The 25061-nt window shown below is 64.6% G+C and carries 16 protein-coding genes; 9 read left to right on the top strand and 7 right to left on the bottom strand.

The window, feature by feature from the left end; genetic code table 11:
- Positions 1 to 105 precede the first annotated feature (105 nt).
- Together ACI2L3_RS04455 and ACI2L3_RS04460 are read left to right on the top strand one after the other, a co-directional pair.
- Positions 106 to 1542 (top strand): sensor histidine kinase, encoded by a 1437-nt coding sequence (locus ACI2L3_RS04455; protein WP_404750808.1) that lies wholly within the window; start codon positions 106 to 108, stop codon positions 1540 to 1542.
- Positions 1506 to 2279 (top strand): LuxR C-terminal-related transcriptional regulator, encoded by a 774-nt coding sequence (locus ACI2L3_RS04460; RefSeq protein WP_404750809.1) that lies wholly within the window; start codon positions 1506 to 1508, stop codon positions 2277 to 2279. The genes ACI2L3_RS04455 and ACI2L3_RS04460 overlap by 37 nt, the downstream gene beginning before the upstream one ends.
- Here ACI2L3_RS04460 and ACI2L3_RS04465 read toward each other — a convergent pair.
- The 3 genes from ACI2L3_RS04465 to ACI2L3_RS04475 form a co-directional block, all read right to left on the bottom strand.
- Positions 2224 to 2976 (bottom strand): SDR family NAD(P)-dependent oxidoreductase, encoded by a 753-nt coding sequence (locus ACI2L3_RS04465; protein ID WP_404751321.1) that lies wholly within the window; start codon positions 2974 to 2976, stop codon positions 2224 to 2226. The genes ACI2L3_RS04460 and ACI2L3_RS04465 overlap by 56 nt on opposite strands.
- 97 nt (positions 2977 to 3073) lie before the next feature.
- Entirely contained in the window at positions 3074 to 3613 is a 540-nt protein-coding gene (locus ACI2L3_RS04470) for a cupin domain-containing protein (protein WP_404750810.1), read from the bottom strand.
- A gap of 38 nt (positions 3614 to 3651) precedes the next feature.
- Positions 3652 to 4245, bottom strand: coding sequence for a TetR/AcrR family transcriptional regulator (locus ACI2L3_RS04475; protein ID WP_404750811.1), 594 nt, complete (start codon positions 4243 to 4245; stop codon positions 3652 to 3654).
- A 170-nt stretch (positions 4246 to 4415) separates the two neighbouring features.
- Between ACI2L3_RS04475 and ACI2L3_RS04480 the strand changes: the two genes are divergently transcribed.
- Positions 4416 to 6389, top strand: coding sequence for a protein kinase (locus ACI2L3_RS04480; RefSeq protein ID WP_404750812.1), 1974 nt, complete (start codon positions 4416 to 4418; stop codon positions 6387 to 6389).
- Positions 6390 to 6422: 33 nt separating this feature from the next.
- Here the strand turns inward: ACI2L3_RS04480 and ACI2L3_RS04485 are convergent, their stop codons facing one another.
- On the bottom strand, positions 6423 to 6785 hold the full coding sequence (locus ACI2L3_RS04485) for a YybH family protein (protein ID WP_404750813.1): 363 nt from the start codon (positions 6783 to 6785) through the stop codon (positions 6423 to 6425).
- Positions 6786 to 6971: 186 nt separating this feature from the next.
- Between ACI2L3_RS04485 and ACI2L3_RS04490 the strand changes: the two genes are divergently transcribed.
- The 5 genes from ACI2L3_RS04490 to ACI2L3_RS04510 all read left to right on the top strand — a co-directional run bounded on the left by ACI2L3_RS04490 (position 6972) and on the right by ACI2L3_RS04510 (position 19908).
- Positions 6972 to 7889: a LysR family transcriptional regulator gene (locus ACI2L3_RS04490; RefSeq protein ID WP_404750814.1), complete on the top strand. Its 918-nt coding sequence runs from the start codon at positions 6972 to 6974 to the stop codon at positions 7887 to 7889.
- A gap of 613 nt (positions 7890 to 8502) precedes the next feature.
- Positions 8503 to 11343, top strand: a complete 2841-nt coding sequence (locus ACI2L3_RS04495) for a hypothetical protein (RefSeq protein WP_404750815.1) — start codon at positions 8503 to 8505, stop codon at positions 11341 to 11343.
- Between the two features lie 1084 nt (positions 11344 to 12427).
- Positions 12428 to 17995, top strand: a complete 5568-nt coding sequence (locus ACI2L3_RS04500) for a DEAD/DEAH box helicase (protein ID WP_404750816.1) — start codon at positions 12428 to 12430, stop codon at positions 17993 to 17995.
- A 156-nt stretch (positions 17996 to 18151) separates the two neighbouring features.
- Complete coding sequence (locus ACI2L3_RS04505) at positions 18152 to 18718, top strand: DUF4365 domain-containing protein (protein ID WP_404750817.1); 567 nt, start codon at positions 18152 to 18154, stop codon at positions 18716 to 18718.
- Entirely contained in the window at positions 18715 to 19908 is a 1194-nt protein-coding gene (locus tag ACI2L3_RS04510) for a hypothetical protein (protein ID WP_404750818.1), read from the top strand. The genes ACI2L3_RS04505 and ACI2L3_RS04510 overlap by 4 nt, the downstream gene beginning before the upstream one ends.
- 150 nt (positions 19909 to 20058) lie before the next feature.
- Here ACI2L3_RS04510 and ACI2L3_RS04515 read toward each other — a convergent pair whose 3' ends face one another.
- From ACI2L3_RS04515 to ACI2L3_RS04525, 3 genes are all read right to left on the bottom strand, one after another.
- A complete protein-coding gene (locus ACI2L3_RS04515; RefSeq protein WP_404750819.1) occupies positions 20059 to 22035 on the bottom strand; it encodes a Druantia anti-phage system protein DruA in 1977 nt (658 codons plus the stop codon).
- Positions 22032 to 23489, bottom strand: a complete 1458-nt coding sequence (locus tag ACI2L3_RS04520) for an ATP-binding protein (protein ID WP_404750820.1) — start codon at positions 23487 to 23489, stop codon at positions 22032 to 22034. Before ACI2L3_RS04520 ends, ACI2L3_RS04515 begins: the two co-directional genes overlap by 4 nt.
- An 88-nt stretch (positions 23490 to 23577) precedes the next feature.
- Positions 23578 to 23961 (bottom strand): hypothetical protein, encoded by a 384-nt coding sequence (locus tag ACI2L3_RS04525; protein WP_404750821.1) that lies wholly within the window; start codon positions 23959 to 23961, stop codon positions 23578 to 23580.
- 628 nt (positions 23962 to 24589) lie between these two features.
- On the opposite strand from ACI2L3_RS04525, the gene ACI2L3_RS04530 reads away from it, so the two are divergent.
- Positions 24590 to 25060, top strand: coding sequence for a hypothetical protein (locus ACI2L3_RS04530; RefSeq protein ID WP_404750822.1), 471 nt, complete (start codon positions 24590 to 24592; stop codon positions 25058 to 25060).
- Position 25061 lies beyond the last annotated feature (1 nt).

The raw sequence follows: 25061 nt of genomic DNA on the forward strand, positions 1-25061 counted from the left end.
AGAGGGGAGTTTTCACCACCGACTTCCGTCCCGCCCCCGCTCCATAATGAGTCCGCGGACGGCCGCCGCGCTGAAACCCGCAGTTCACGGCGCTAGGGGGAAGTCATGACCACACCACGCAGCACACAGAGCACCACACCACGCAGCACACAGGGCACCGCGCCATCCGGCCTACCCAAATCGCCCACACCCACCATCACGGCCACCCCAGGCCGCGCCTTCGCACGCTCCCTTCTGCTCTGGGCCCTGTCCGTGCGGGCGCTCTGGGTCTCCCTCTGGGTGGCGCACGTACAGCTCTTCGGCGGTGGTCCGGCCGCCCGGCTGCTCCCGGCCGCGATGAGGAGCGTACGCAAGCTCGCGGACCGGCAGCGCGAGCTGGCCGAGGAGTGGTCGGGCAGGGACTTCCCCGCCCCCTACCCCGAGCTGCCCGCCACGGGCCAAGGGCTGGCGCTTCGGGCCCAGTTGGCCGGCAAGCAGGGGCAGGTGTGGCGCGACCGGCGCTGGGTCGGCATCGATCCGTGCGTCGGCGGCCTGATCGCCCTCGGGCCGCTCGCGCTACTTCTCAGCGGGGTGTGGGGCCTGGTCACCGCGGTGTTCGGGGTGCGGCTCTCCCAGGAGTGGGACAGCGTCTGGTACCTGTTCGTGCCGGTGCAGAACTGGCCGACGGCCGTCATCGCGGGCGTGCTCGGCGCCCTGCAGTTCCCCCTCGCCTACTTCTGGGCCGCGCCCCGCGCCCTCCGACTGCACGAGCGGTACCTGCGCGCCATGCTCGCCCCGAGCGAGGCCGAACTGCGCGCGGAGATGGCCGAGATGGCGCACCGCATCGACCACCTCACCACCACCCGTACCGCCGCCGTAGACACGCAGATGGCGGAGATCCGCCGTATCGAACGCGACCTGCACGACGGCGCGCAGGTCCGCCTGGTGGCGATGGGCATGACGCTCGACGCCGCCGAGCACCTCCTCGAATCCAACCCGGAGGCCGTGCGCGCCCTGCTCGTCGAGGCCCGCGAGAACTCCACCAAGGCGCTCCAGGAACTGCGCGACCTGGTCCGCGGCATCCACCCGCCCGTCCTCGCGGACCGCGGACTCGCGGACGCCGTACGGTCGTTGGCGATGCTCAGCCCCCTCACGACGGAAGTCGTCGCCGAGCTGCCCGCCCGTCTCGACCCACCGGTGGAGTCGGCCGCGTACTTCGCGGTCTCGGAGATCATGGCCAACGCCGCCAAGCACTCCGGCGCCGAACGGGCCTGGATCGACATCCGCCACGAGACCGAGCCCGAGACCGTAACCGGGCCCGGGACCGAGGCCACTGCCACGGCCATGGCCGCGGCCGACCGCCGGGGCACCCTCCGCATCACCGTCACCGACGACGGCCGAGGCGGCGCCGACGCGTCCCGCGGCTCGGGGCTGCGCGGCATCGAACAGCGCCTGGCGACCTTCGACGGCGTACTCGCCGTCAGCAGCCCGCCCGGCGGACCGACCATGGTGACGTTGGAGGTGCCGTGCGCGTTGTCCTCGCCGAAGACCACTTCCTGCTGAGGGACGGCCTCAGCCGGCTCCTCACCGCCTTCGGGCACGAGGTCGTGGCGGCCGTCGACAACGGCCCCGACCTCCTCGCCGCACTCACGGATCCACTGCCGGACGCGCGGTCAGCGTCACGGCCGGTGTCACGGCCGGAGTCACGGCCGGACATCGCGATCGTCGACGTCCGGCTCCCGCCCGGCTTCAGCGACGAGGGCCTGCGCGCCGCCGTGACGGCCCGCGGGCGGGTGCCGGGGCTGCCGGTCCTGCTGCTCTCCCAGTACGTGGAACCGTTGTACGCCCACGAGTTGCTGGCCACCGGCTCGGAGGGGGTCGGATACGTACTGAAGGACCGGGTCTCGAACGGCGCCGCGTTCATCGCCACGATCGAGCGCGTCGCCGCGGGCGGCACCGCGATGGACCCGGAGGTGGTCTCGCGGCTCCTCGTCCGCAAGGGCCGCGACGCCGCCATGGCGACGCTGACGGCGCGCGAGCGCGAGGTGCTGGAATGTCTGGCGCAGGGGCGGTCCAACGCGGGGATCGCGGAGGCGCTGTTCATCTCGGAGAAGGCCGTCGCCAAGCACATCGGCAACATCTTCCCCAAGCTGGGCCTGCCTCCCTCCGACACCGACAACCGCCGCGTCCTGGCGGTCCTGGCCTACCTGAACCTGAACCCGAACCTGAACGCGGACCGTGCGGTCACCAGCTCGGCCGCGCCCCAACCCCACCGTCCACCACTAGATCCGTCCCGGTGATCCAGGACGCCGCGTCCGAGGCGAGGAACACGCACGCGCTACCGACGTCCTCGGGCCGCCCGAGCCGCCCGAGCGGCGCCGCCCGGCCCCACCGCGCCACGCCGTCGGGCCAGTCCTCGGCGAGACCGGGCCGGTCGATGAGTCCGGGCGAGACGCTGTTGACGCGGATGCCGCGCGGCCCGTACTCCAGGGCCGCCGAGCGGGCGAACATGATCAGGGCCGCCTTGGACGCGCTGTAGTGCGCGTGGCCGGGGGCGGGGGTCGACCCCTCGATGGACGCGATGTGCGTGACCGTACCGCCGCCGTCCTGTCCGGCCATGATCTCGGCGGCCGCCTGCGTGCAGCAGAACGCGCTCGTCACGTTCGCCTCGGACAGCTGCCGCCACTCGGCGGCCGTCATGCCCGGCAGCTCCCGCACCGGCTGGATCCCGGCGCTGTTGACCAGCGCGTCCAGGCGCCCGCGCCAGGCGTGCGCCTCCGCGACGAGGCGGTGGCACTCCTCCTCGCGCGTCAGATCCGCCGCTACGGCGACGGCGGCACCGCCCGCCGCCACGATCCGCCCGACCAGCTCCTCGGCCCGCTCCCCACCCCGCCGGTAGTGGACCACGACCGCGGCCCCGGCCTGCGCGAACCGGAGGGCGACGCCGGCGCCGATGCCCCCGCTGGCCCCAGTGACCAGGGCGACGCGCCCGCCCATCCCGGGCAGCGTCTCGTCACGCGTCGGGGTGACGTCAGGCGTTGAACTCCGGTCACGCACCGACTCGACACCACGCAACGAAGCGCTACCGGCCCTGTCAGACATCGCCGCCACCCTCTCCTCCCATCCGCAACGGTTCCCCGGGCCGGCACAGCTCCCGGATGAGCCCGGCGCGCCCCGGATAGCGGGCGCTCAACTCCTCCGCGTCCCCGCCCTCGTAATCCTCGGGCACGAACCCGGGCGCCATGGTCGTCCCGAAGAGCGCCCACCCGTACCGCCCGCCGGCCCTGACGCGCGCCCCCATCCACGTCCCCGCGGGAACCACCAACTGCACCTGTCCTCCGGCACCCAGCACCTCAACCCGGTCGCTGCCGTCGGCCGCGAGGAGTAAAAGCTCCAGCGCATCACCCTCGTAGAGGTGCCAGACCTCGTCGATGGGCAGGCGGTGCAGGGCGGAGAAGTCACCGGCCGCCGTGGTCAGCAGTGCGACGATCGCCGACCCCGCGGGGCGCCCGTCCGCGTCCGGCGGCCCCGCCCAGATACGCCGGAACAACCCACCCTCGACCGGCAGCGGCCGCAACCCGTGCCGCGCGGCCACTTCATCAGCACTGTCTATCTCAGTCTCGGTCTCGGTCATGGTCGATCGCTCCCCGTCCCAAGAGCCCCATAACCGCCTCACGGGCTGAGCGAGCGCCAGATGCGGTCGGGAAGAACCTGCGCGGCGTCGTCGAGGTCGACGTCGTCGAGGCCGGACAGCCACCGGCGCGCGGTCGCCACGACCGGCCCCATGACCAGCGCCTCGACCATGGGCACCGGCAGCGGGGCGAGTTCGCCCGACGCGACGTGCAGCCGCACCCAGTCGGTGAGCGGCGACAGCCTCGCCTCCTGCGCGTCGCGGAGCTGCCTGGCCTGCGCCATCCCGAGCCGGTCGGCGTAGGAGGAGTGCAGGAGCCGGGCCGCGTCCGGGTGCTCCTGGATGAAGGCCAGATAGGCCCGCACAATGGCACGGACGCCGGTCCTGGCGGTGCGGGAACGCTCCACGGCCGTGGTCAGCTCGCCGAGCAGCCGGCCGAGCCAGCGCAGCAGCAGGGCGTTCATGAGGCCGTCGACGCTGCCGAAGTGGTGGTAGAGGCTGCCGAGGCTGACCCCACTGGCCTTGCTGAGCGCGTTGACGGTGACGCCCTGTTCGCCGGACTCCGCGTACACGCGCAGCGCCGCGGCCAGAAGACGATCGGCGGTTTCCGCGCCGCGTTGTTGCTTGGGACTCATCGTGGTGACCAGCGTAAAGCCCCTGGAAGTGGACTGAAGCAGGCGGAAGAGCAGGCGGAAGAGGAATGCAATTCTAGAAAGGAGATTCTAGAAAGTTCTTCCAATTCGGCGGATCAATGGGCCAGACTGTGCGCGGGTCCGGCCACGGGGGGCCGGTGAACGGGGAGAGTGTGAACGGGGCAGGCGGGACAGACGGGACCGGCACGACTGGCGGGACCCGCAGGGCCAACGGAACCGGCAGGACCGGCGGGGCGGGCAGGGGCCCGGAGGACGACGGCGGGTTCGACCTGACAGGCAGCGGCGCCGAGCCGCTCCGCCCGCAGGACCCGCGGCGGATCGGCCAGGTGCCGCTGGTGGGCCGGCTGGGAGCCGGCGGCATGGGGCGGGTGTACCTCGGCGTCGTCGACGGTCAGTACGCCGCCGTCAAACAGATGCTGGCGTCCGTCGTCGCCGAGGACCGCGGATTCCTGCGCCGCTTCGGCCAGGAGATGGACAACCTCGGCCGGCTGCCCGCCGACGCCACCGCACCCCTCCTCGCGAGCGACCGCACCGCCGAACCGCCCTGGTTCGCCACCGCGTACGTCCCCGGCATCACCCTCTCCGAGGCGGTCGGGCAGCGCGGCGGCGCACTGCCCGCCGACGCCCTGTGGCTGCTGCTGCGGGAGGCCGCGGCGGGGCTGACGGCGGTGCACGGCCTCGACATGGTCCACCGGGACCTCAAGCCGTCGAACGTCATGCTGACCCTCGACGGCGTCACCCTCATCGACTTCGGCATCGCCCGCGCCGCCGAGCAGAGCCAGCTGACGCAGACCGGGCTCGTCGTCGGCACGCCCGCGTACATGTCCCCCGAACAGGCCTCGGGAAAGCGGCGGTTGACCAGCGCGTCCGACATCTTCGCGCTGGGGCTCCTCGTCGGGTACGCGGCGAGCGGCCGCTGGCCGTTCACGGACGCGGGCGAGGGTGCGGGCGAGGGCAGCCCGCTCTACCGCATCGTGCACGACGAGCCCGACCTGGCGCCGCTGCGCGAGCTCGACGCCGAACTGGCGGAGCTGGTCGCGACCTGTCTGGACAAGGACCCGGAAGGCCGCCCGACCGCCCCCGAACTGGTCGAACTGGCCGACGGACGCGGCCCGTCTGCCTCCCCCGTCTGGCCCGGCCCTGTGCTGGAGCCGCTGCGGGAGCGGGCAGCGTTCGCCGAACGGATACCGGCGCACATACCTGACCCCGCCACCCCGAAACCGACTGCCGCCCCCGCCCCCGCTCCCGTAGCGGAGACCACGCCCGACGCCCGGCCACCACGGCGCGAGCGGCGCCGTACACGCATCGTCATGGCCGCCGTCCCCGTCGTGGTGGTCGCCGCGGGCACGACCCTCGCCCTGCAGAACCTGCCGTACGTCACCGAACCGGACCGCGCGTCGGGCTCGACGCCGTCCGCCGCGGTCACGGCACCGGCCGACCCCGGGCAGCCGTCCGCCGACTCGTCGAAGCCCGCCTCGAAGAAGCCGAAGGACGACAAGGACGACAAGAACGGCACGGACACCAAGGAGAAGGACAAGTCGCCCCGGGAGGGGGCAGGATCCGGCGACAAGAACAGCTCCGCCCAAAAGGACGAAGCGACCGGGAACGGCGACTCCCGTAGCCCAGGGTCAGCCCCAGACTCAGCCTCGTCGAACGGAAGCTCCTCGGGCACCGACACCGACACTGGCTCCGAAACCGGCTCCGGCACCGGGACCGGCACCGGCTCCTCCGGCTCCTCCGGCTCCGGAGACTCACCGTCATCCCCGTCCGCGGGCCCCTTCCGGCTGAAGAACGCCGATAACGGCGCGTGCCTGACCCAGGTGTACGGCTCGGCCGGCGACGGGAGCTGCGGCGACGCGAGCGCGTCCTGGAAGACCGTGAGCGCGGAGAACAACAGCTTCAAGGTGGTCAACAAGCAGTCCGGCTCCTGCCTGGTCGCCAACATGCTCGGCCAGGCGGTCTTCGTCGGCGACTGCACGCAGGGCAGCGCACGCCTCTGGCGGTGGGGCTCGGGCGGCACCCTGAAGAGCACCAGCAACGGCGGCTGCCTCGACCTGGCATACGGCGGCGGCGTATCCGCGTCGACGTGCCAGTCCGGCAAGGCGTCACAGCGCTGGGCGAGATGACGCCAGGCCCCCTGCGCCGACTGCGCCGACTGCCTACTTGGGCTGGACGAACTCGGGCTGATCGAGGATCCGCAGCCACGAACCGTCGGCCTGACGGCGCACCACCTGGGCGCGGGCACCCGTGCCGTCCTTCGGCGCGGTGGAGGTGAGCGCGATGTCACCGTTGACCAACGTCGGAAGGGGCTCCTCCGGCTCGAACTTGGGATTCCGCGTCATCGCGACCTCCCACAGCTTGCGGATGGCCTCGCGCCCCTCGGTGATCTGCCCGGGCGGATAGGCGACGACGGCGTCCTCCGCGTAGAGCTCCGCGACACCGGCGGCATCGCCCTTGTTGGCGCGCTCGACGAACAGACGCGTGATGTCTTCCGGCCGAAGAGCCTTCTCATATTCGGACACAACGAACCTCTCATTCAAAACTGTTCATGGCTGCTCGGGGCCATTCAGGGCCGCTCAGGGCTGTTTTCCCCCACCACCAAGCTTGATCGCGCGAGTACTGCCAAGTCCAACTCCCCTTACTACTGGCACCCAGAAGCAACAGATCTGGCTGGCACCCACGACGGCGCCCCACCAGAATCACCAGGCATGGAACTCAGGCAGCTCGAATACTTCGTGGCGGTGGCCGAGGAGGAGAACTTCACCCGCGCCGCGGAGCGCGTGCACATCAGCCAGTCCGGAGTGAGCGCTCAGATCAGGCAGTTGGAGCAGGACCTCGGGGCGTCCCTGTTCGACCGCTCGGGCCGCGGCGTCAGGCTCACCCCCGCCGGGGCCGCCGCACTGCGGCACGCCCGGTCGGCGCTGGCCGCCGTCGACGCGGTGCGCCAGGCGGTGGACGAGGTGACCGGCCTCATCCGGGGCAGGCTCGTGGTCGGCATGGTCACCGCGTGCACGGTCACGCCGCTCTTCGACGCGCTGTCCGCCTTCCACCACGAACACCCCGGCGTGGAGATCGTGCTCCTGGAGGACACCTCCGACCGCCTCATCGAGCGCCTGCGCACGGGCCGCGCCGACATCGCCCTGGTCAGCACCTCCGGCTCACCCCCGCCGGGCCTGGAGGCGTACGAGATCATCCGCGAACCCCTGGTAGCCGCCATGCCGGCCGACCACCCGCTCGCCGAGAAACCCCAGATCACTCTGGCGGACCTGACCTCCTACCCGGTGGTGAGCCTGCCGCCCGGCTCCGGAGTACGGAAGGTCTTCGACGACGCGTGCGCGGCGGCAGGCGTCAACGCGGAGATCGCGTTCCAGGCCGTCGCCCCCACCGCGATCGCCGACCTGGCGATCCGCAACCTCGGCGTCGCCATCCTCTCCGAGTCCCTCACCGCCCAGCACCGCCCGGCCCTGACAACCCGCCGAATAGAGGACATCACCACGGAGCCAGTCCTCTCACTGACCTGGCCCTCGACAACCAACCCGGCCCTACGAAAACTGCTCCACCACTGCCACCAGTCCTTCACCCACCCGCCCCCGAGCAACAGAAAACCCCAGGTCACGGACGGGTGACCCGGGGTTCCAATGGAGCCGCCTTCGGGATTCGAACCCGAGACCTACGCATTACGAGACCGATAGAGGTCGTGCCGGGTTGTGCTGCGCGATCGCACAAGATCCCGTTTTTCCAGATCAGAGCACATGTCGCGATCCCGCTGGTCGCACCCCGTGTTGCACTGTCCAAAGGCGTCCGCGCTCCCCTTGCGCTCCCCTGGTCGCCGCCAGTGACACTCCAGTCCCCGACAGCGACCCAACTACCTGCCTACAGCCGGGTTGTCGTCATCTAACAATGCGAGCAGGCGCTCGACACCGTCTCTTCATTCTCCCCAAGGCAGCGCACCCGTCAACTGACAGAAGCCCCGGCAGCGGGTCCCGGCGCACGACGCTCCGCCATCTCCAGCGTACTCTCTGTCAGGAGACACGCCTGTCACATTAGACGCCTGCCGGTGATGCTGCACGCGAGAACGTCAGGTACCACCCTCAGGAGTCGATCTTGCACGACGCTCCCCTAAGTGTGGGCGCCTTGTCAGACACTGTCTCTACGGCAAAGCAAAACCCGAGAGAGGTGGCACCAAGCGTGAGGGGGACGGCACATGACGGTTCGGTAGAGATCCTCAAGTATCTACACATGCGATTGCATGACCACTTCAGGACCCTCCACGAACACCGTCAGGCGCTGCACCCGGCGGCTCCTGTCTTTGCGCTGGAGCATGGCCTCAGCAGTAGCGAATTCGAGTTGCTTCTAGCTGCGGTGCGTGGGGCTGTCAGTGAGGGACTTGATACTCGCTCCCGCACTTGGTGGTTGCCGTTTGTAGTATATGCGGCAGAGATCGGCTATAGGTACGTTGGCGATGAGTACTGGCCGCTCTTCGCCCAGCAGACACCGGGCTGGGAAAGCAGTCCTGGCTGGAGCGTGGCGACCAACCGCCAGCGCATAAAGCAGTGGTTCAAGCAATTCGCAGCCGACTATGGTGGGGCCGAGCCAAAGGGAGGGTTTGCGGCCAACTTTAACATCATTGCCTGGCCAATCACCCACGCCATCATGCCAGCCGATCTTCAACGGCAGTTGGCGCAGCTTCTGTTTGAATCGCGCGCGGTGTTGACCGCAAATCTTCTTAGCGATCCCAACGCTCTGGGCGCGTGCCTGGCTTCGCGCACGGGTGGATATAGTGAGCGTTTCCAGATCTTCTGCAGCAACCAGAGCCTCCTCGGCCAGGTGGCTGCCGCAATGCTCTCAGGCGACGACGAGAACTCCCCGTACTTGGTGCAATCGACACTCACTCGCCTTGTTGACGACCTTACCAACGAGCGACAATCACGAACCTGGTTGACCCGCGCCAAGCAATCGGCCAACTTGGTACGTTCAAGGGGCTTTCTCCCCGTGAACTCGCGTATAGGGCCCGCGAACCGAGCACAGCCACTCACAGCTGTCACCAACCCGAAACTTCTCCTACGACAGGAGGGCAGCGGCTGGCGCCCCTACTTGGACCTTCCTAATCTCACACCGCTGCAAGGTCGGCAGAACCAAATTAGTCAGGAACTTCGGACTCTCCGACCAAAAATTGAGGGACTCCGGAAACCTCTTCCCAGCGGAAAACTTCTGTACCCGGGCGAAGTAGCCTTGTCCACATGGCCTCGACCCGAGAACCCCATCATCCAACTGGAGCGGGGCTCGTCGGTCGTGAACAGTCTGATCGCAGAGAATTGCTCCATCACTCAGGGCCCGTGGTGGGTTTTCCGAAAGCACCTGGGCGGACTGGCTATAGAGGTCAAGGGAAAATTCGTGCGCCCAGGTCACGAATATTTCTTGGTCGGCCAACTCGATAGCAAACCGCCCGCAGTACCGCACATCAACAAAGCGACAGTACTGGCTGAAGGAATACACGCCTTCGAGTTAATAATGCCCGAAGTTATCCACGAAGCGGAAATTGCCAAGCTTGCGGCAGCCGAGCTGTCGGTGGTAACAGAGGTATCGATTCGACCGGTCGGACTCGTCCCCGGTTCCTGGGACGGGGAAGGTGCTGTCGAGTGGCTAGCCGGGGAGCCGGCCCTGCTCGCGGTGCGATCCAATCGGGCCACAGAAATGTGTGCAGTGACCGTCGATGGCGGACACCCGATTGTGCTTCAGTGGCCAGCTGACGGGCCTGAATTGATATTTGCCCTTGAGGACCTCACCGTGGGCACTCACGAGGTTGGCATTACGCTTTTGAACTCAGAGGTGGGCGCGGCCGGTGTTAGTGGTTCACTCTCGATTACGATCCGCGACCCTCACACGAGCCTAGATGAAGCTACGGAGGGAGCAGGCATCCGACTGTTTGCCACTCCAGCGCGTCCGAAACTGACCGAGCTCTGGGATGGCCGGGCAAGCCTCTCAATCGACGGTCCGCCAGACACGAAGGCGGAACTACTGATCGCATTGCGTGACGATACCGGAAATTCGCTAGAAAAGGCACATCACAGCATTTCTCTCCCTTTCAGCGATAGCGCCTGGAGAAGGCTGGCGGACCAGGAACTGCAAAGGAGAAAACTACTCGCCGCCTACGACGAAGCCGAGTCATGCGAAGTTTCGGTGTCCCGGAGCGGAGTTGGTTTCGCCTCTCTGGTCTGCGAACGTGGCTTCCATCCGCTCCGCTGGGTGCTTACCAAGCGACGCAATGGCGAGCATGAAGCACGACTTATCGATCGGACAGACACGAATGACACACAGGTGCTCCTTTTTCCGGTGGAGACACCCCTGTCCGGCCAGCGCTGCGATTCTGGTCGACCAATTGCCGTCCCAATGAGTGGCGGACTCCTTCAGGCGACATCTGGCAATGTGACCGCGTCCACCGTCTTGCCACCCGATCCAAACCAGCTACGTCAGCGACCAAGCAACCATCCGGTTATCCGATACGCGGGCGATCCTCTCTTCGAGATGAAGCAACTAATCGTGGGTCACCGTCGCTGGCTTGACGCCGATGTGCCAGCAGATCCATTCGCTCATCATCAGCGAGAACAGGTACTCCACGAGGTCACGACGACCCTTGTGTGTCTTGCAGCCGGAAACAGGTGGGCTCACTTGGAGCGCAAACGTGCTCCTATTGGAGGTCGCAGGACGCCGGATGTGCTGGACAAAATGCGGGAACTTGTAGGGCAGGCGCGGATGCAGCGTGCTGCGGCTCAGCAAATTGCCCGCCACCTCTGGGAATGGGAGAACTCGCAGACAGCGCTGAGCGAGGGATTCGCCCGTGCGATCCGCATCGTCGCTGCAGCTAGTGGCATCGACGATCCGCACACCGCGGCGGACTTCCTGCTTCCTCTTGTGACCAGACCGGGCTCTCTGGCCGGTTGGGACGAGACAGAACTAGACCGGCTCTTGAGCTGCGTGCTGCATTCTCCTGTGCTCATTCGCGCAGCTCGATTCGCGGTACTCGGGATTGAGGAGCTACGAGAGGCCTCGAGTCAGCCGGTTGTCGGAGGTAGCCGATGAACATCGCTCCAGTCAGTGGTTCCAGTGCCACTCAACGCACGGTCCGTGCCTTGGGGTTGGACGAGACGGCTACGGATCTGTTCTCCGCAGAAGGGATATGCGCCTCTCTTCGCCGCGCCGCTTCGTTCCTGTGTCCAGCGACGCCGCATCGACTCGTCGAAGCCGTCCTTGAGGCCATTGGCCCGCTCGACGAGTCATGCTCGATCACTCGGGGCCAGGTCGCTGAACAGTTAGGTCTCCTGGTGTCGATGGGTGACCTGGTCGAACTCCCCCGCCAACAGGATCGTGGCAGTCGCCAGCTCTACCTGGCTCCTCCCTCGTATGTAGAGAAAGCTCCTGGGCAGTACCTCTTGCTAGGCGTACGCCCCAACGCGTCCCCGCTCGTGGATGAGTCTGTGGGCGCGGAGGTGCTCTATGAGGGCCACACGCGGTCCATAGAGCTAGACCCCGAGGAGGGCCCTGCCCGAATGCATGCCGCTGGTCTGCATGAGATCCGACGCGAGTACTGGCTCAAACACCCGAGCGCGGATCGTGCAGCCGCTGTCGTCGCTGCGATGCATCAGCGTCTGGACCAGGCGGCAGAGTCTGGCCAAGTCAGCGATCTAACAATCATCGATACTGGGGCACCAGGTCGCTACTACCGCGGTCGTTGGCGGCCACCTGCGGGCGGCGACTCCGGCGACTTTGTTGCCCGCCGTCCCCAGGCCTACGGTGCAGACCTGTGGTGCCTTGTACGGATTGAGCGTGGCGTGCCTCGCGCACTTGTGGATCTGCCAGTTGATCCCCCCGATGGGCCGGCGTGCGACGAGGCGTGGCGATTCCAGGCCGCTATCGATGCCGTGATGGGAAACCCGCAGACGATGCACGTCCGGTCCGCTACGGGGGCGCCCGAGAGCCGAATGTTGGACTTATTCGGACCTGTGCCCGGGTGGGCTCAACGCTACCTCGAACTCGTGGGGACCCCCGTCTCACGGGCAAGAGGCGCATTGGTCTCGTACCGGGTTCCCGTCTCGGCGATCAGCCAGATGTCAACGTTCGTCACTGACATGCTGTGGATGCACGTCAGAGAAGAGGGAGGGGTGGCGTGACAGTGGAAACGCCAACGATCGCGGAGACGATCACCAAGATTCAGGCTGCACTTCGGGACTACATCGAGGCGACCTATCACGTGGGGCATCCCACCGTGATCGATCAGCGTCGTGTGCTGCTCGAACAGGAGGGCGTACTGTTCCGAGCGCCCTTCATCGAGAGCACTCCCCGCTATCAGACGGACCGAGGTTTTGGTGATCTCGAACTCGCCGCATCTGCACAAGCGCTCTTCGCCAGGTTGACAACACCCGAGGGTGACCTGCAGCCACTGTTGTACGACCCGCCCTACACCCATCAAGCTGAGGCACTTGAGTGGACGACTCGGGATGGCCTAAGCCTGGCGATCACCACCGGCACCGGCTCGGGAAAGACGGAGTCGTTTCTCCTGCCGATGCTGGCGAAGCTTGCAGCGGAGGCGGCGAACAAGCCTGAGTCGTTCGCAGCTCCGGCTGTGCGGTCCTTGATTCTCTATCCGATGAACGCGCTGGTGAATGACCAGTTGGGTCGTCTTCGACTCCTGCTCGGCGATCCGCGCGTCACGGCCCAATTCAGCGCTTGGGCTGACCGTCCAGCACGCTTCGCCCGTTACACCAGCCGAACCCTGTACCCCGGCGTACGGAAGGTCGAGAAGGACCAGGCCCGGCTTCGGTCGATCGGGGACTTCTACGTTGACCTCATCAACCGGGCAGATGCCCCTTCGTCACAGGGGCACGGCGAGGCAGAGGGTCTCATCAACAAGCTGCGATCGCGCGGCAAGTGGCCGGCCAAGCCAGATCTGAAGGCCTGGTACGGCGAAAGTGGCTCCCGTTGGAAGAACAAGGATGGCAAGTTCGTCCGTGCCGTCCTTCAGCCCAACGATCCCGAACTCCTGACGCGCCATGAGGTGCTCGGCACACCTCCGGATGTCCTGATCACGAACTACTCGATGCTTGAGTACATGTTGATGCGCCCGCTCGAGCGACCCGTGTTCGACGCGACGCGGGCCTGGTTGGCGAACAACCCTGACGAGAAGTTCCTCTTGGTCGTCGATGAGGCCCATCTCTACCGCGGCGCGGCCGGCGCCGAGGTTGCTCTCCTGCTGCGCCGGCTTCGCGCAAGGCTTGGGATTGCCCCCGAGCAGCTACAGGTGATCTGTACGAGTGCGAGCTTCGCGAGCCCTGAGTACGCGCGTCAGTTCGCTGCGCAGTTGAGCGGCAAGTCCGAGGGCGACTTCAAGACCGTAGAAGGTCGTCTCGCCCTCCGGGGACTTGCTACTCCTGGAAGCCTCCAGGACGCTCAAGCTCTCGCTGCCGTACCGATGCACGATTTCTACGAAGGCGAGGGAGACGAGGCCCGCATCGCCGCCGTTCAGGGTCTTCTGGACTACCGGAAGGTTGCCGTGAAAGAGGGCGCCACGGTCGGTGAACTGCTGCACGATACTCTCAGTGGATTTGGCCCCATGAACCTGCTCGTCAACGAGACAATGCAGCGGGCACAACCGGTAAATGAGTTGGGCTCACTCATTTTCCCGACCGTTGAGACAGAGGTTGCCGATAGGGCAGTTTCTTCCCTGGTGGCACTCGGTAGCGCGGCGCGACGGTCTGCGGATGACGCGGGCCTGCTGCCATGTCGCGTGCACGCGTTCTTTCGTGGGCTCCCTGGGCTGTGGGCGTGTCTCGACCCCGACTGCCCGAAGGTTGATCGGGAAGCACACCCTGAGCCGGGGCCGGTTGGAAAGCTTTACGCCCAGCCGCGGGCAACTTGCGGATGTGGCGCACGAGTCTTCGAGTTGTACACCTGCAGGCACTGCGGATCCGCCTACGCACGGACCTATACCGACGACGTAAGCGAGCCGACGTACCTATGGCACGAGCCGGGGGGATCGTTCGAGTCCGCATCGGGTTCCATCCCCGAGCTCCAGGCACTCGATCTACTGCTTGAGGACCCCTCCGATGGCGATGTCGAACCCGCCGACATCGATCTCGTTACCGGCCGGCTCAATCCGGAAGAGCTCGGCGCCCGCGTCCGCAGTGTCTTCATTCCTCGGCTTCGAGGAGGAGAAGTCGTCAGGGGTGATGACGATGGCGGTGATGGTGAGGCGGAGGCGAACGGAGAGTTCAAGCCTTGCGGTGTCTGCGGGCAACTCGCCGGATTCGGCCGTTCATCGGTGCAGGATCACCAGACGAAGGGTGACCAGCCGTTCCAAGCCTTGGTCACACGACAACTCGAGGTCCAACCACCGGGTATCCAGCCGTACACCGAGTTTGCGCCGCTGCGCGGTCGCAAGGTGCTGGCGTTCTCCGACTCCCGGCAGGTTGCCGCACGGCTGGCACCCAACCTGCAGAATTACTCGATGCGCGACGTCATTCGCCCCCTGATCTTGCGCGGATGGCAAGAACTGACGAATCAACCGTTCTTGGCACCCTCGCTCAGCTTGGAGCGTCTGTACGTGGCCGTCATGGTCGGAGCGCGAGTGTTGTCGGTGCGGCTGCGTCCGGAGCTACGCCCCATGGAAACGCTCCATGTCGTGGACACGGTCGCGAAGGCAATCGACAAAGGTGCGCTCTCGGGCAATCCCGCCGAGTTGGTGCCACTACTCACCACCGCCAATCCGCCGCAGTCGCTGCTGAGGGCGATGTACGCGACGCTAACGGACAAGTACTACGGGCTGTCGTCCCTGGGCCTGGCATCCCTCCGTGAGCGAGCGAACCTCACCGATACATTGTTGACGGAACTACCGGACATCGACGGGGTCGCAAGCAGTGCCGACGCCAAACTTGCGCTTGTTCGGTTGTGGCTCGCGCAATGGAACACCCCGACCCGGGGTATCTGGTTTCCGTCGATGACCGAAGGCGACTGGTGGAGGACAAAGGGCGGCGTCAAACAGCACGCGGGTAAGTTCCAAGCAATCGAGCGTTGGCTCGATTCGAAGGCGGCGAGGAAGAGGTTTGCGGACGATTGGCTGCAGATGTTGCTCACAACTTTCTGCGAACCAGTGGCCGGCAAGTTTCGGTTGTTGGCCCAGAACGTTGCCCTGGAACTCGGCGGGCTCTGGGGATATTGCGAACGCTGCCGCTTCACGCAGCGGCCGTTTCCCGGAACAACCCGATGCGTCAACTGCGGGCACGACCGCGTTCGCACGCTAAATCCCGACACCGATCCCGTCTTCCAGGCCCGGAAGGGCTACTACCGTGCCAGTGCGGCCCGGGCTTTGAGTGAACCGCCCGAGCCTCCATTGAGCATCATCGCCGCCGAGCACACGGCACAGCTCAATGCCGCCCAGTCCGACGCCGTATTTTCCAAAGCAGAAGAACACGAGTTGCTGTTCCAAGACGTCGACCTCGGCTTGACCCGCCAAGGAGAGCAGTCACGCGCCGCCATCGACGTTCTGTCCTGCACGACCACCATGGAAGTTGGCATCGACATCGGCAGCCTGACCGGCGTCGCGCTGCGCAACATGCCACCGTCACGCGCCAACTACCAGCAGCGCGCAGGGCGGGCGGGACGTCGGGGCAACGCTGTCGCCACCGTACTGGCCTTCGGGAGCGCCGACACACACGACGACCACTACTTCCGTCAGCCAGAGCTCATGATCCGCGGCGAAGTCGACGACCCAGTGCTGACGATGAACAACGACGAAATCGCGCGGCGCCACGTTATCGCCTACTTGCTGCAGCGCTATCACCAGGATCGACTGCCGGCGATCGAGCCTGACGACCAGCCGCAGCTCTTCGAAGTCCTTGGCACTATCGAGGACTTCGTCGGGACAGCCTCTCCTCTAAATCGGACCGACTTGGAAGAGTGGCTGAGGTCCGAGGAAGACAAGCTGCGTGAGGAGATTGCATCATGGCTTCCCAGTGAACTGAGCGAGACGGACCGCAGAGTCGTTCTAAGCGGTGTCGTCACGAACACACTCCGCGAGATCGACAAGGCACTTGACCTCGATCTCGACGGGAGTCTGCCAGCTACCTCCGAGGGCGATGCGGCACCGGAGCTCGATGAGGTGCAGGCAGAGGGCCCCGCCGAAGACGGCGCCGAGGAGCCGAGCGCCCGTCGGAGCCAGGCGAACCTGCTTGATCGGCTGCTGTACAAGGGGGTCCTGCCGCGCTATGCGTTTCCGACGGATGTCGTGGCCTTCCACGTCTTCGATCTCGATCGGTCAACGCCATTCAAGGCCGAGTTCCACTATGCACCCAGTCAGGGACTCCCAGTGGCCCTCAGCCAGTACGCACCCGGCAAAGTGGTGTGGGTTGATAACAAGGAGTGGACCTCCGGCGCCATCTACGCACCGGTCCAAGAGGAACGCTTCCAGGCCTGGCGAGACAAACTGCTTTACTTCGAGTGCCAGGTATGCCACTACGCCAAGCATTTCCCTCACGACCCGGCAGAACGGGGGAAAGAGCGCGACTGTCCAGCCTGCGGTGCCGAGGGAAAATTCGGCAAGGCGAAAAACTGGATGCGACCGCCAGGCTTTGCGCACCCGGCCGATAAGGCGCCGGGCACAAGCCCAGACGACGCGCCGGCCCGCAGTTACGCCACACGTGCCAAACTCATGGCGCCCGGACCAACCGAGGAGGCTGCCTGGCAGCGCGTCACCGATCGCTTGGCACAGACCTACCGCCGCGAAACCCTGCTCGTCACCAACACCGGCCCACGCAACGAGGGATACACCTACTGCACGCGCTGCGGGCTAATCGAGCCAACTGCGACGGCGACTGGGGTGGTCGTCGGTACGCACAAGAAGCCGTACCCCGATGAAAAGGCCCCGAACTGTCCAGGCACAGCCTCAACACGGGGCTTGGTACTCGGGACTGACTTCATTTCGGATGTACTTCTGGTTCGCTTGAAGGTGGCCTCGCCAATCACATTGAGGCCAGCTCTGCTGTCGACGCACGTCGCGCTCCGTACGGTCGCTGAGGCTCTGACGATCGCCGCGACCCAAAGGCTTGATATTGAGGCGACGGAACTACAGGCAGAGTACCGTCCTGCACTGACTCCCCTCGGCAAAGAAGGCCTTGAAGCCGAGATCTACGTATACGACACGCTCGCGGGTGGAGCTGGCTTCGTTCGACGGGTCAGAGACTACGGAGTGGAAATCCTTGAACGGACGCTCGAGCGCCTCGAAGAATGCCCGGCGAACTGCGACGAGTCCTGCTACCGCTGTCTACGGAGCTTCCGTAACCGATTCGAGCACAACCTCCTCGACCGGCACGTCGGTGCCAGTCTGCTGCGCTACCTGATTAACGGGAACCCGCCGAGTCTGGACGAGGAGCGACTCGAACGATCGGCCGACAAGCTCTACGAGGACCTCAACAGCCGGGCGCTCCCCGACATTTCCTTCACTCGAAGGGACAAGATCGACGTTACGGGAGTTGGAACGGTCACCGCACCTATCTTGGCAAAGCGCGGTGACCAGCGATGGATCTTGGGCGTACACGGCCCGCTGAGCCCTGAGTTGGCTCCAACTGCCGAGTTGCGTGCCGCGCAGCAGTCCGGGAACGAGGTGGTCCATCTGATCGACGACATGGTGATCTCTCACAATCTCCCGTTCGCCAGCCAGCAGGTACTGCAAGCACTGGCCTGAGCAAAATCAGGATCAGGCTCGCCACCGGCGCCGCGGCGCCGGTGGCGAGCCTGTCATCACCACCCAAGGCCGCCGTTGGTATGACGAAGCCTGAGTACGTAAATGAATAGACTTTAGGGTGCTTTGGCCCTGGCAGCGACAATAGGAGGGGCATATATGCCGGCCGATGACCTCGAAGAGGCCATGGGTGAAGATGACCTTGCAGAGGGGCAAGTGCCTATTACGGCACTGCAAGAACATTTCAGCGTGTCATTTACGCGAATGATCGCTTACGCCGCTGGATGCTCGATAAAACCTCACGAGACTGACTATGAGGGAGTTGACATTACGATCGTTTCCTCAACGGAATACCGCGGTTACTACGGTCCACAGTTCGAGCTTCAACTTAAGTGCACTTATCAAGAAAATCTGCTCAAAGATGACATTATGACCTGGCAGATGAAGGCGAAGCCGTTTCAGAAATTGACGCGCGGAAAGCGGTATATCCCTGCCTATCTCGGTGTACTCCTTATCCCGCGCGAACCAGAGCCATGGCTCCGAGCCGACGAATTTGGACTATTCACGCGTAGCCGCATGTTCTGGGAGTCTGCCGATAACTTGAGATACGACGGGCCGATCAAGGAATATCGCACGGTACATTTGCCACGCCGAAACCTGTTCACAGGCGAGCAACTTTTGGGCATAATGAAAACGATCGGGGACGCAGAGGAGGGTTCGCGGTGAGCCGATCTACACTCGACAGTTTCCGTGACATTGCATCCGCGTTGACCCCTCTCGCTGTCTCCCAGTTCCTGGCTTCTCATGACTGGGAACTGGAGAATCAGCAGCCAGAAGTTCGTCAGGTCTGGCGCTACGGCTTGAGCCACTTGTCCACCGCACCGCGCATCATGATCCCGCTCGCTACGGACTTCGCAGATTTCATGCCGCGCTTCGTGGATGCTCTCGAGTCGCTAGGACATATTCACGACTGGGATGCAAATCAGCTACTGGAAGGCGTCATCGCTACACGCGCGGACCTCTTTTTTGTTCGCCTCGACCAAGGCATGATCGACGGAACAATCCCATTCCAGCAGGCCGAAAAGACGCTGCAGGCTATTTACAAGATGATGAAGGCAGTAGCGACCACCACCGCTGACCCCCATCACTCACATAAGGGACGCAGGCCAGCGGCAGTGGGAGAATTTCTCGATGAAGATGTACGGCTTGGCCACACGAAGCGTGGCAGTTTTGTGTTTACTGTCGTAACACGCTTGGGGGACCCTGGCCCGCAGGCTGCAGAAGACCCCGAGCGCTCAAGCATTGTCTTTCCCCGACGGGTCATGGAAACCCTGGCTAGAGGACTTGAGACCACAAAGCGCCTGACGCAATCATGGGACCAGGAATCCCTCGATTTTCCAAGCAGTCTTGGGCTAAGTGCAGGGCTGGTCGAATCGCTCGAAGATATGTCGCAGCCCGAGCATCTTCGTTCGCTGGACTTGTCTTTCCAATGGGCAGCAGCTGAACCTAAGCCGGACGTAGGACTCGCAACCATTGTCCTGGACCGCGATGTGATTGACGAGCTCCCGCGAGTTCGAGAGCGGCTCGTACGAAGAGAAGAGCCCGTACGACGGGAGACGTTGGTCGGACTCGTTAAATCACTCACACGGGATGATGCGACACCCAGCGACGACGAATCAGCAATTATCACCGTAGCGGCGGAGGTAAGTGGCAAAACTCTGCGAATCCAGGTTCCACTAACTGGAGAGAATCACGGCTGGGCAATAATGGCTTATAGGCGCCAACTGCCCTTTACAGTGACCGGCGACCTCTCCTACGAACGCCGCGCATGGCGTCTGACGGGCAATATCGAAGTCGATTCGAGCTTCCTGCAGCATCTCTCAGGATCGTCAACCCCCGACTTGGGCGAGGCATGAAGCCAAAGCGCGGCAAGCGTCACTGTCCGTCCCTCGGGGGCTGCGATACCCGGCTCCGGGGTATCGCAGCCCCCGGAACCATCGTGTTGGACAGCCTCCCGGGTAGCGCTCGGGCTGACACCAACGTCTGGGGCAGGTGACGACGGTCTCTCAACTGGAGATGGGAAACATTTCCTCTCCGGGGGCCGACATTCCCTCGCCCAGGGGCAGCGGTACGCGGGCACCGTGCTCGACTGGACGGACCAACCGATGCGACCGCATGGACTCAAGAACATGGTCTTGTGTGGCCCGCCGTCGGCACCAACGCTCAAGCCACCACTCGGAGACCTTGGCGTCCACTTTGGTGAGTTCGGGATTCAGCAGGTACTTCGGCTCCCGGTCGACGCCGAGCGAGTAGTCCCGCAGGTTCTCGACCAGCGGAACGCCGTACAGGATGCGTTCACGTCCGTGCTTGAGAAGTTCGTTGGCAGGCCAGCCAAGTGCGGCCAACCCCACTCGGACCTTACGTAGTCGAGGGCTGACACCCTCGCCGAAGAGGCTGTTGATCCGGACGGAAGAGCCGCGCAACGCCGACACTCGGACCAGGGCATCGACAGTCTCATCGGAGAAGTGAGAGGTCCCGAAGGAGCGTGACCGTCCAAGCTCGTGAAAGCCCATGCGGATGTCGCTATCGCCCCCCATGACGTCAGCAGGCCAAAACAGTCGGTTGTACTGACTTGAACCGGTGCCGTAGAGCGACGTGGTTCCGACGAAGGAGAGTCGGGGCTCACGGAGGATCGGGCGGCCGGCCATCGCCGACGCAATCTCACTTGCGCGTGCATACTTCTCGCGGTAAGCGGATAGCACCTGGGGCGAGACGGCAAGCGCCCCCACCAGCTTTCCCGCCGCTAGCGCGTTGTACGGCGCCACAGCGCCACAAACAGTGAGGTCGGCGATGACAGTACCGACTCGCTCTCCGCGTGCACGACGCACCACTCGGCGCATCTGCGAACGGGCCTTCGGATCCGAAAAGGCCTTGGTTAGTCCTTCGACCGTAGGCGGAGAGAGATAGCCTCCGAGCAGGCTGGCGATCTCCAGGGCTTCTGCGAGCACTGACGAACGCTTGCTCCGAAATAGATCAGTCGTGGCGCGCTCCACCCACGCTTCGCGGTCGATGTTACGGACCGCGCGGATCGTGGTTGCCTGGTGATGCCTCTGCCGGTGACGATCGGCATCGGCCCGGAGCCGAGCGATTACCTCAGGCGTGGGCGCTGCCAGGTCGGTCGGCTGGAGAATCCCATCACGAAGGAGATCGTCGACGTAGATCTCGTGCTGCTGGCCCTCGATCCGCTGAGCCAGCCAGCAAGCAATATCAGCAGTCGGCTCAGCTTGCACCTGCTCGAGAAACTGATCCGTCTCCCAGCCCATCCAGTGGTCACGCTCAGCAATCTGGACAACAGGGCTGGAGATGGCCGCCAACCCGATCACGGCGTGGAACTCCGTGGCAGCGTCCCGGACCAAGATCGGCATCGAACGACCAGGCACGGTCGCGTAAGCGTTGGACCATGTATGGCGGAAGTAGCGCCAGATGTCGTGAAGCTTGAATCCAGTTAGATCACAAGTCGATGAGTCGACGATCTGAACGTAGGGCTTAACGACGTCCGCAGACGCGCCGGCGCGCTGAAGCGCATCCGCCAGCTCTCGGCCGTCACGCATCAGGTTGAAAACGGAGACCAATCGGTCGCCGTGCTGGTGCGTACGCTCCATCCCCTCGACGAATCGTCGAACACTGCTCTTCCTGAGCTGTTCGTCACGACGGAGATGCTCCTGACGCCGGACCCGGGCCTTCTCCACCTTGCGGTCGCCGTGAACCGAGGGGGGAGTAAAAACGGCCTTGGAGCCTTCCACTCGAACCGTCCAGCCTTGATCCACAAGATCGATGGCAACGTGAGCAGCTGCAGCGAGAAGAGGCTGGTCGTACAAGTTATTGATCTTGGATGCCTTCATCCACCGCGCGTGGTCACCCGCGGCTTCGGCTCCCACCGGCATGCTCGCAAGCTGAGTGCAGAGCCGGGCGAACCCTTGCCGTTCCCGACGGGAGGCGTCGGCCGGAAGGCTGAGAGGAACAAATTTGGCCTCGTCTTTCATGACTTTTGGAGCATCCGTCCGTAGGTCCTGCTCCACATGCGCAGGAGATCGTCGCAGTTGTGACCGTCGCGGCTCAGAAGTGTTGTGGTGCGGGCGAAGGACAGGAGGAACAGTTCGAGAGCAGTTCGGAGTTCTCCTGCCGCCTCATCACCCAACGTCTGGAGAGGGCGGTACAACGCTGCGAAGGCAGGGTGGTCAACGTTCAGCGTGACATCGAGCGTCCGCCGCTTCAGAGTGGAGGCGAACATCTTATCGATCGAAAGCTGCTCAGATCCAATCCGGTAGCTCAGGGCGCCCGAACCCTTCCCTGCCGTCCGGATGACAGGCAGATCGACGTCAGCAGCCTCCGCTACGCGGCACGACGTCTCCGTGGCCGCTTGAAACTTGACCTCCTCAAAAGCTTGACGGACTCGCGAGTTCAAAAGCCGAGCGATCGCCTCCAACTCCGGCCCGAGGGCCTCTTGGAGTACTTGGGAAGGCCGGATTCCCTGCTTATTGATGGTGATACCGAAGTGCTCGTCGAGGATGGGATCGAACTCGATCTCGCAACGCCACCAGTCGTCGTAGTTCTCTTTACGCTTCGCGCCCATGAGGTGCCAGCCGCTCGCGATCTCTCGACCGGCGCGGAGGATGGAGACTCCGGCTCCGCCGACAATGCCGACGCGCCTCTTGGTCACGTTGTCCAGGCGATGCCAGTGCTGCACCGGCAGCATCGCGAACCGAACCGCGACGAAGGCCGTCTTGCCCGACGATGCTGCCAGTTCGTAGCGGAGAGGCTCGAACGCCAGGCGTGCGCTGTGCCCCTCGGTCTTCGCGGTCAGTAGCATAGGATCGACCGGATCTACCCGATTCCCATTGATCGTCAACGCAAGGTCCCCGCTACTGAGGAAGCGGCGGTAGATGCGTCCAAGATCTCGCCGCAGCGCACGCTCGAGCCAAGCGAGGCGCCGGTACTCGATACGGTCACACTGCTGCCAGGTCACCAAGCAACCCGATCCCGTAGTGGCGCCAGGCTGACGGCGAGCCCGAAGATCGACTGGAGTCCCGTCTGCGATGGCGTCGACGTCCAAGCAGACCTGGTTGGCTGCCCGACCGTTCTGCCATGAGGTCACCTCTACTCGCCGCGCCTGACTGAGGGACGCGGCTGGCAACCCCATACCGAACCGGCCGAACGACTGCCTTTCATCAAAGCGTGACGAGCCACCGAAGCGGAGACATGCCTCGAGTCGGGAGCGCGACATCCCTTCCCCGTCGTCCTCCACACGGATCTCCGGAAGGCTGCCCGGCTTGGCTCTCGTGATCGTGACCGCGACCACCGTCGCTGCTGCCTGGAGCGAGTTGTCGATGAGTTCTGCGAGGGCGGTCGAGAGGCTGACGTAGCCCGACTCCCGGACTGCGCGGATGAAGTTGGAGGAGACCAGAAGGTCGTCCTTACGTTGCGTCTGCCGGCCCATCGCTTCTCCCGATGACTTGCTCAGATTCCTGCGTCGAGAGTAGCTGCATCGAGGCCGCCTGGAAAGCCGGTCATTCGGTGCGGCAACGTCACTCAGACCTGGTCACGATCGTGACTGTGATCCGCTTCGTCTTGGCCGGCTCAGTCAGGTCCACCCCTGATCCGTCAGCCGTGAGGAGGCGGACAGTAGGGCGGCTGCCCCCGACAACATGCTGGTAGGGCTCGGCGGATTCGAGCATTACGACCCGGCCCGTACGTTGCAGATCGAACGAGATGCGGTGGCCAGTCGTGTGCACGTTGATGATGCGCTCAGCAACGTCCACCTCTGTCACCGCCTCCCCCACAAGCGCCTCTGGAAGAGGTGAAACGGACTTGAGCGAGTTGACGCCGAGCACCTGAAGCGTGGCGATCTTCTTCCCATTGAGTCGCTCCAGGAGCGGTGCGATCTCGGCTGCTGACTGGATGGTGGCCATGTGAGCATCATGGCTGAAGAGACAGGCCGTGTGCGCCAAGGCGGTCAGTTGCTGTCTCGAGTATCCGCTGCCCTTCCTGTCAATCTGTGGTGAGACACCCGGCATAGCGGATTATCCGCCCTGAGCAAGACAGGATCCCCGGCCAGATGACCAGCACAAACGGCCCCTAGCCGGGTCCAAGGTCCTGGCGTCAAGACCGACTCATCGCTGCGTCTCCCCGGAGCAGAAGCTGTGCATGGTCGCCGAGTACGACGCTGTCTTGGCCGGGGCGGATGGGCGATTCTGCGCCGTGAGCGGCTGCACCACTCCCCCATCCACCATCGGATGGAGAACCGCCCGGGACGCCAGGGGGATGACCACCTTGCCTGACCAGCGCACCAGCACGGCCTGGGGCCGATAGGGCTCTTTGAAGTTCAGAAATCGCCATCACGGCCAAGGTCCGAGCCGATCAGCGACTTGCAGGACCCGGCTTTGCCTCCCAGGCCATCGGATCTTCGGGGCCGTTGCCTGCACAGCACCGCAACCGGAGAACGTGCGGCAGATCAGTTGCCGTGGACAGACCTGGAATACATGCCGCAGTTGATCGATTGGTCTGTTCCAGAACCGATTACGAAGGGGGGCCGGGTCAGTGAGCGATCTGAAACTCTTCCGGGTCGCTGGCGGCCAGGCTGCCGAGATCCCGGGCGCGGCGGTGGCGCTAGAGCGTCACCTGCAGACGCTGATCGAGCAGAACATGGAAGCCATGCTCGGGATCCGGTTCCTGGCGTCTGAGTACAGCACCGGTTCGTGGCACCGTGGGCGGATCGACTCCCTCGGCCTGGACGAGAGCGGTAACCCGGTGATCATCGAATACAAGCGTTCGAACGGCAAAGCGCTGATCACTCAGGCGCTGTCGTGCCTGTCGTGGCTTCGGGATCACCGGCATGAGTTCGAGAGTCTCGTGAAGGAGCGGCTGGGCAACGAGGCTCCACAAAACCGGCCTACTCGCCAAGAACCCTCGCCATGGCTTTCGGCGACGCTGCCGCACCACCCGTTGCGCACCCCCGCGCACAAGCACTGCGCTCATGCGCTCCCCTCGCGCACCCCTTGGATTTGGTGAC

This window comes from Streptomyces sp. NPDC029674 (assembly GCF_044903205.1).
Classification (GTDB): Bacteria; Actinomycetota; Actinomycetes; order Streptomycetales; family Streptomycetaceae; genus Streptomyces.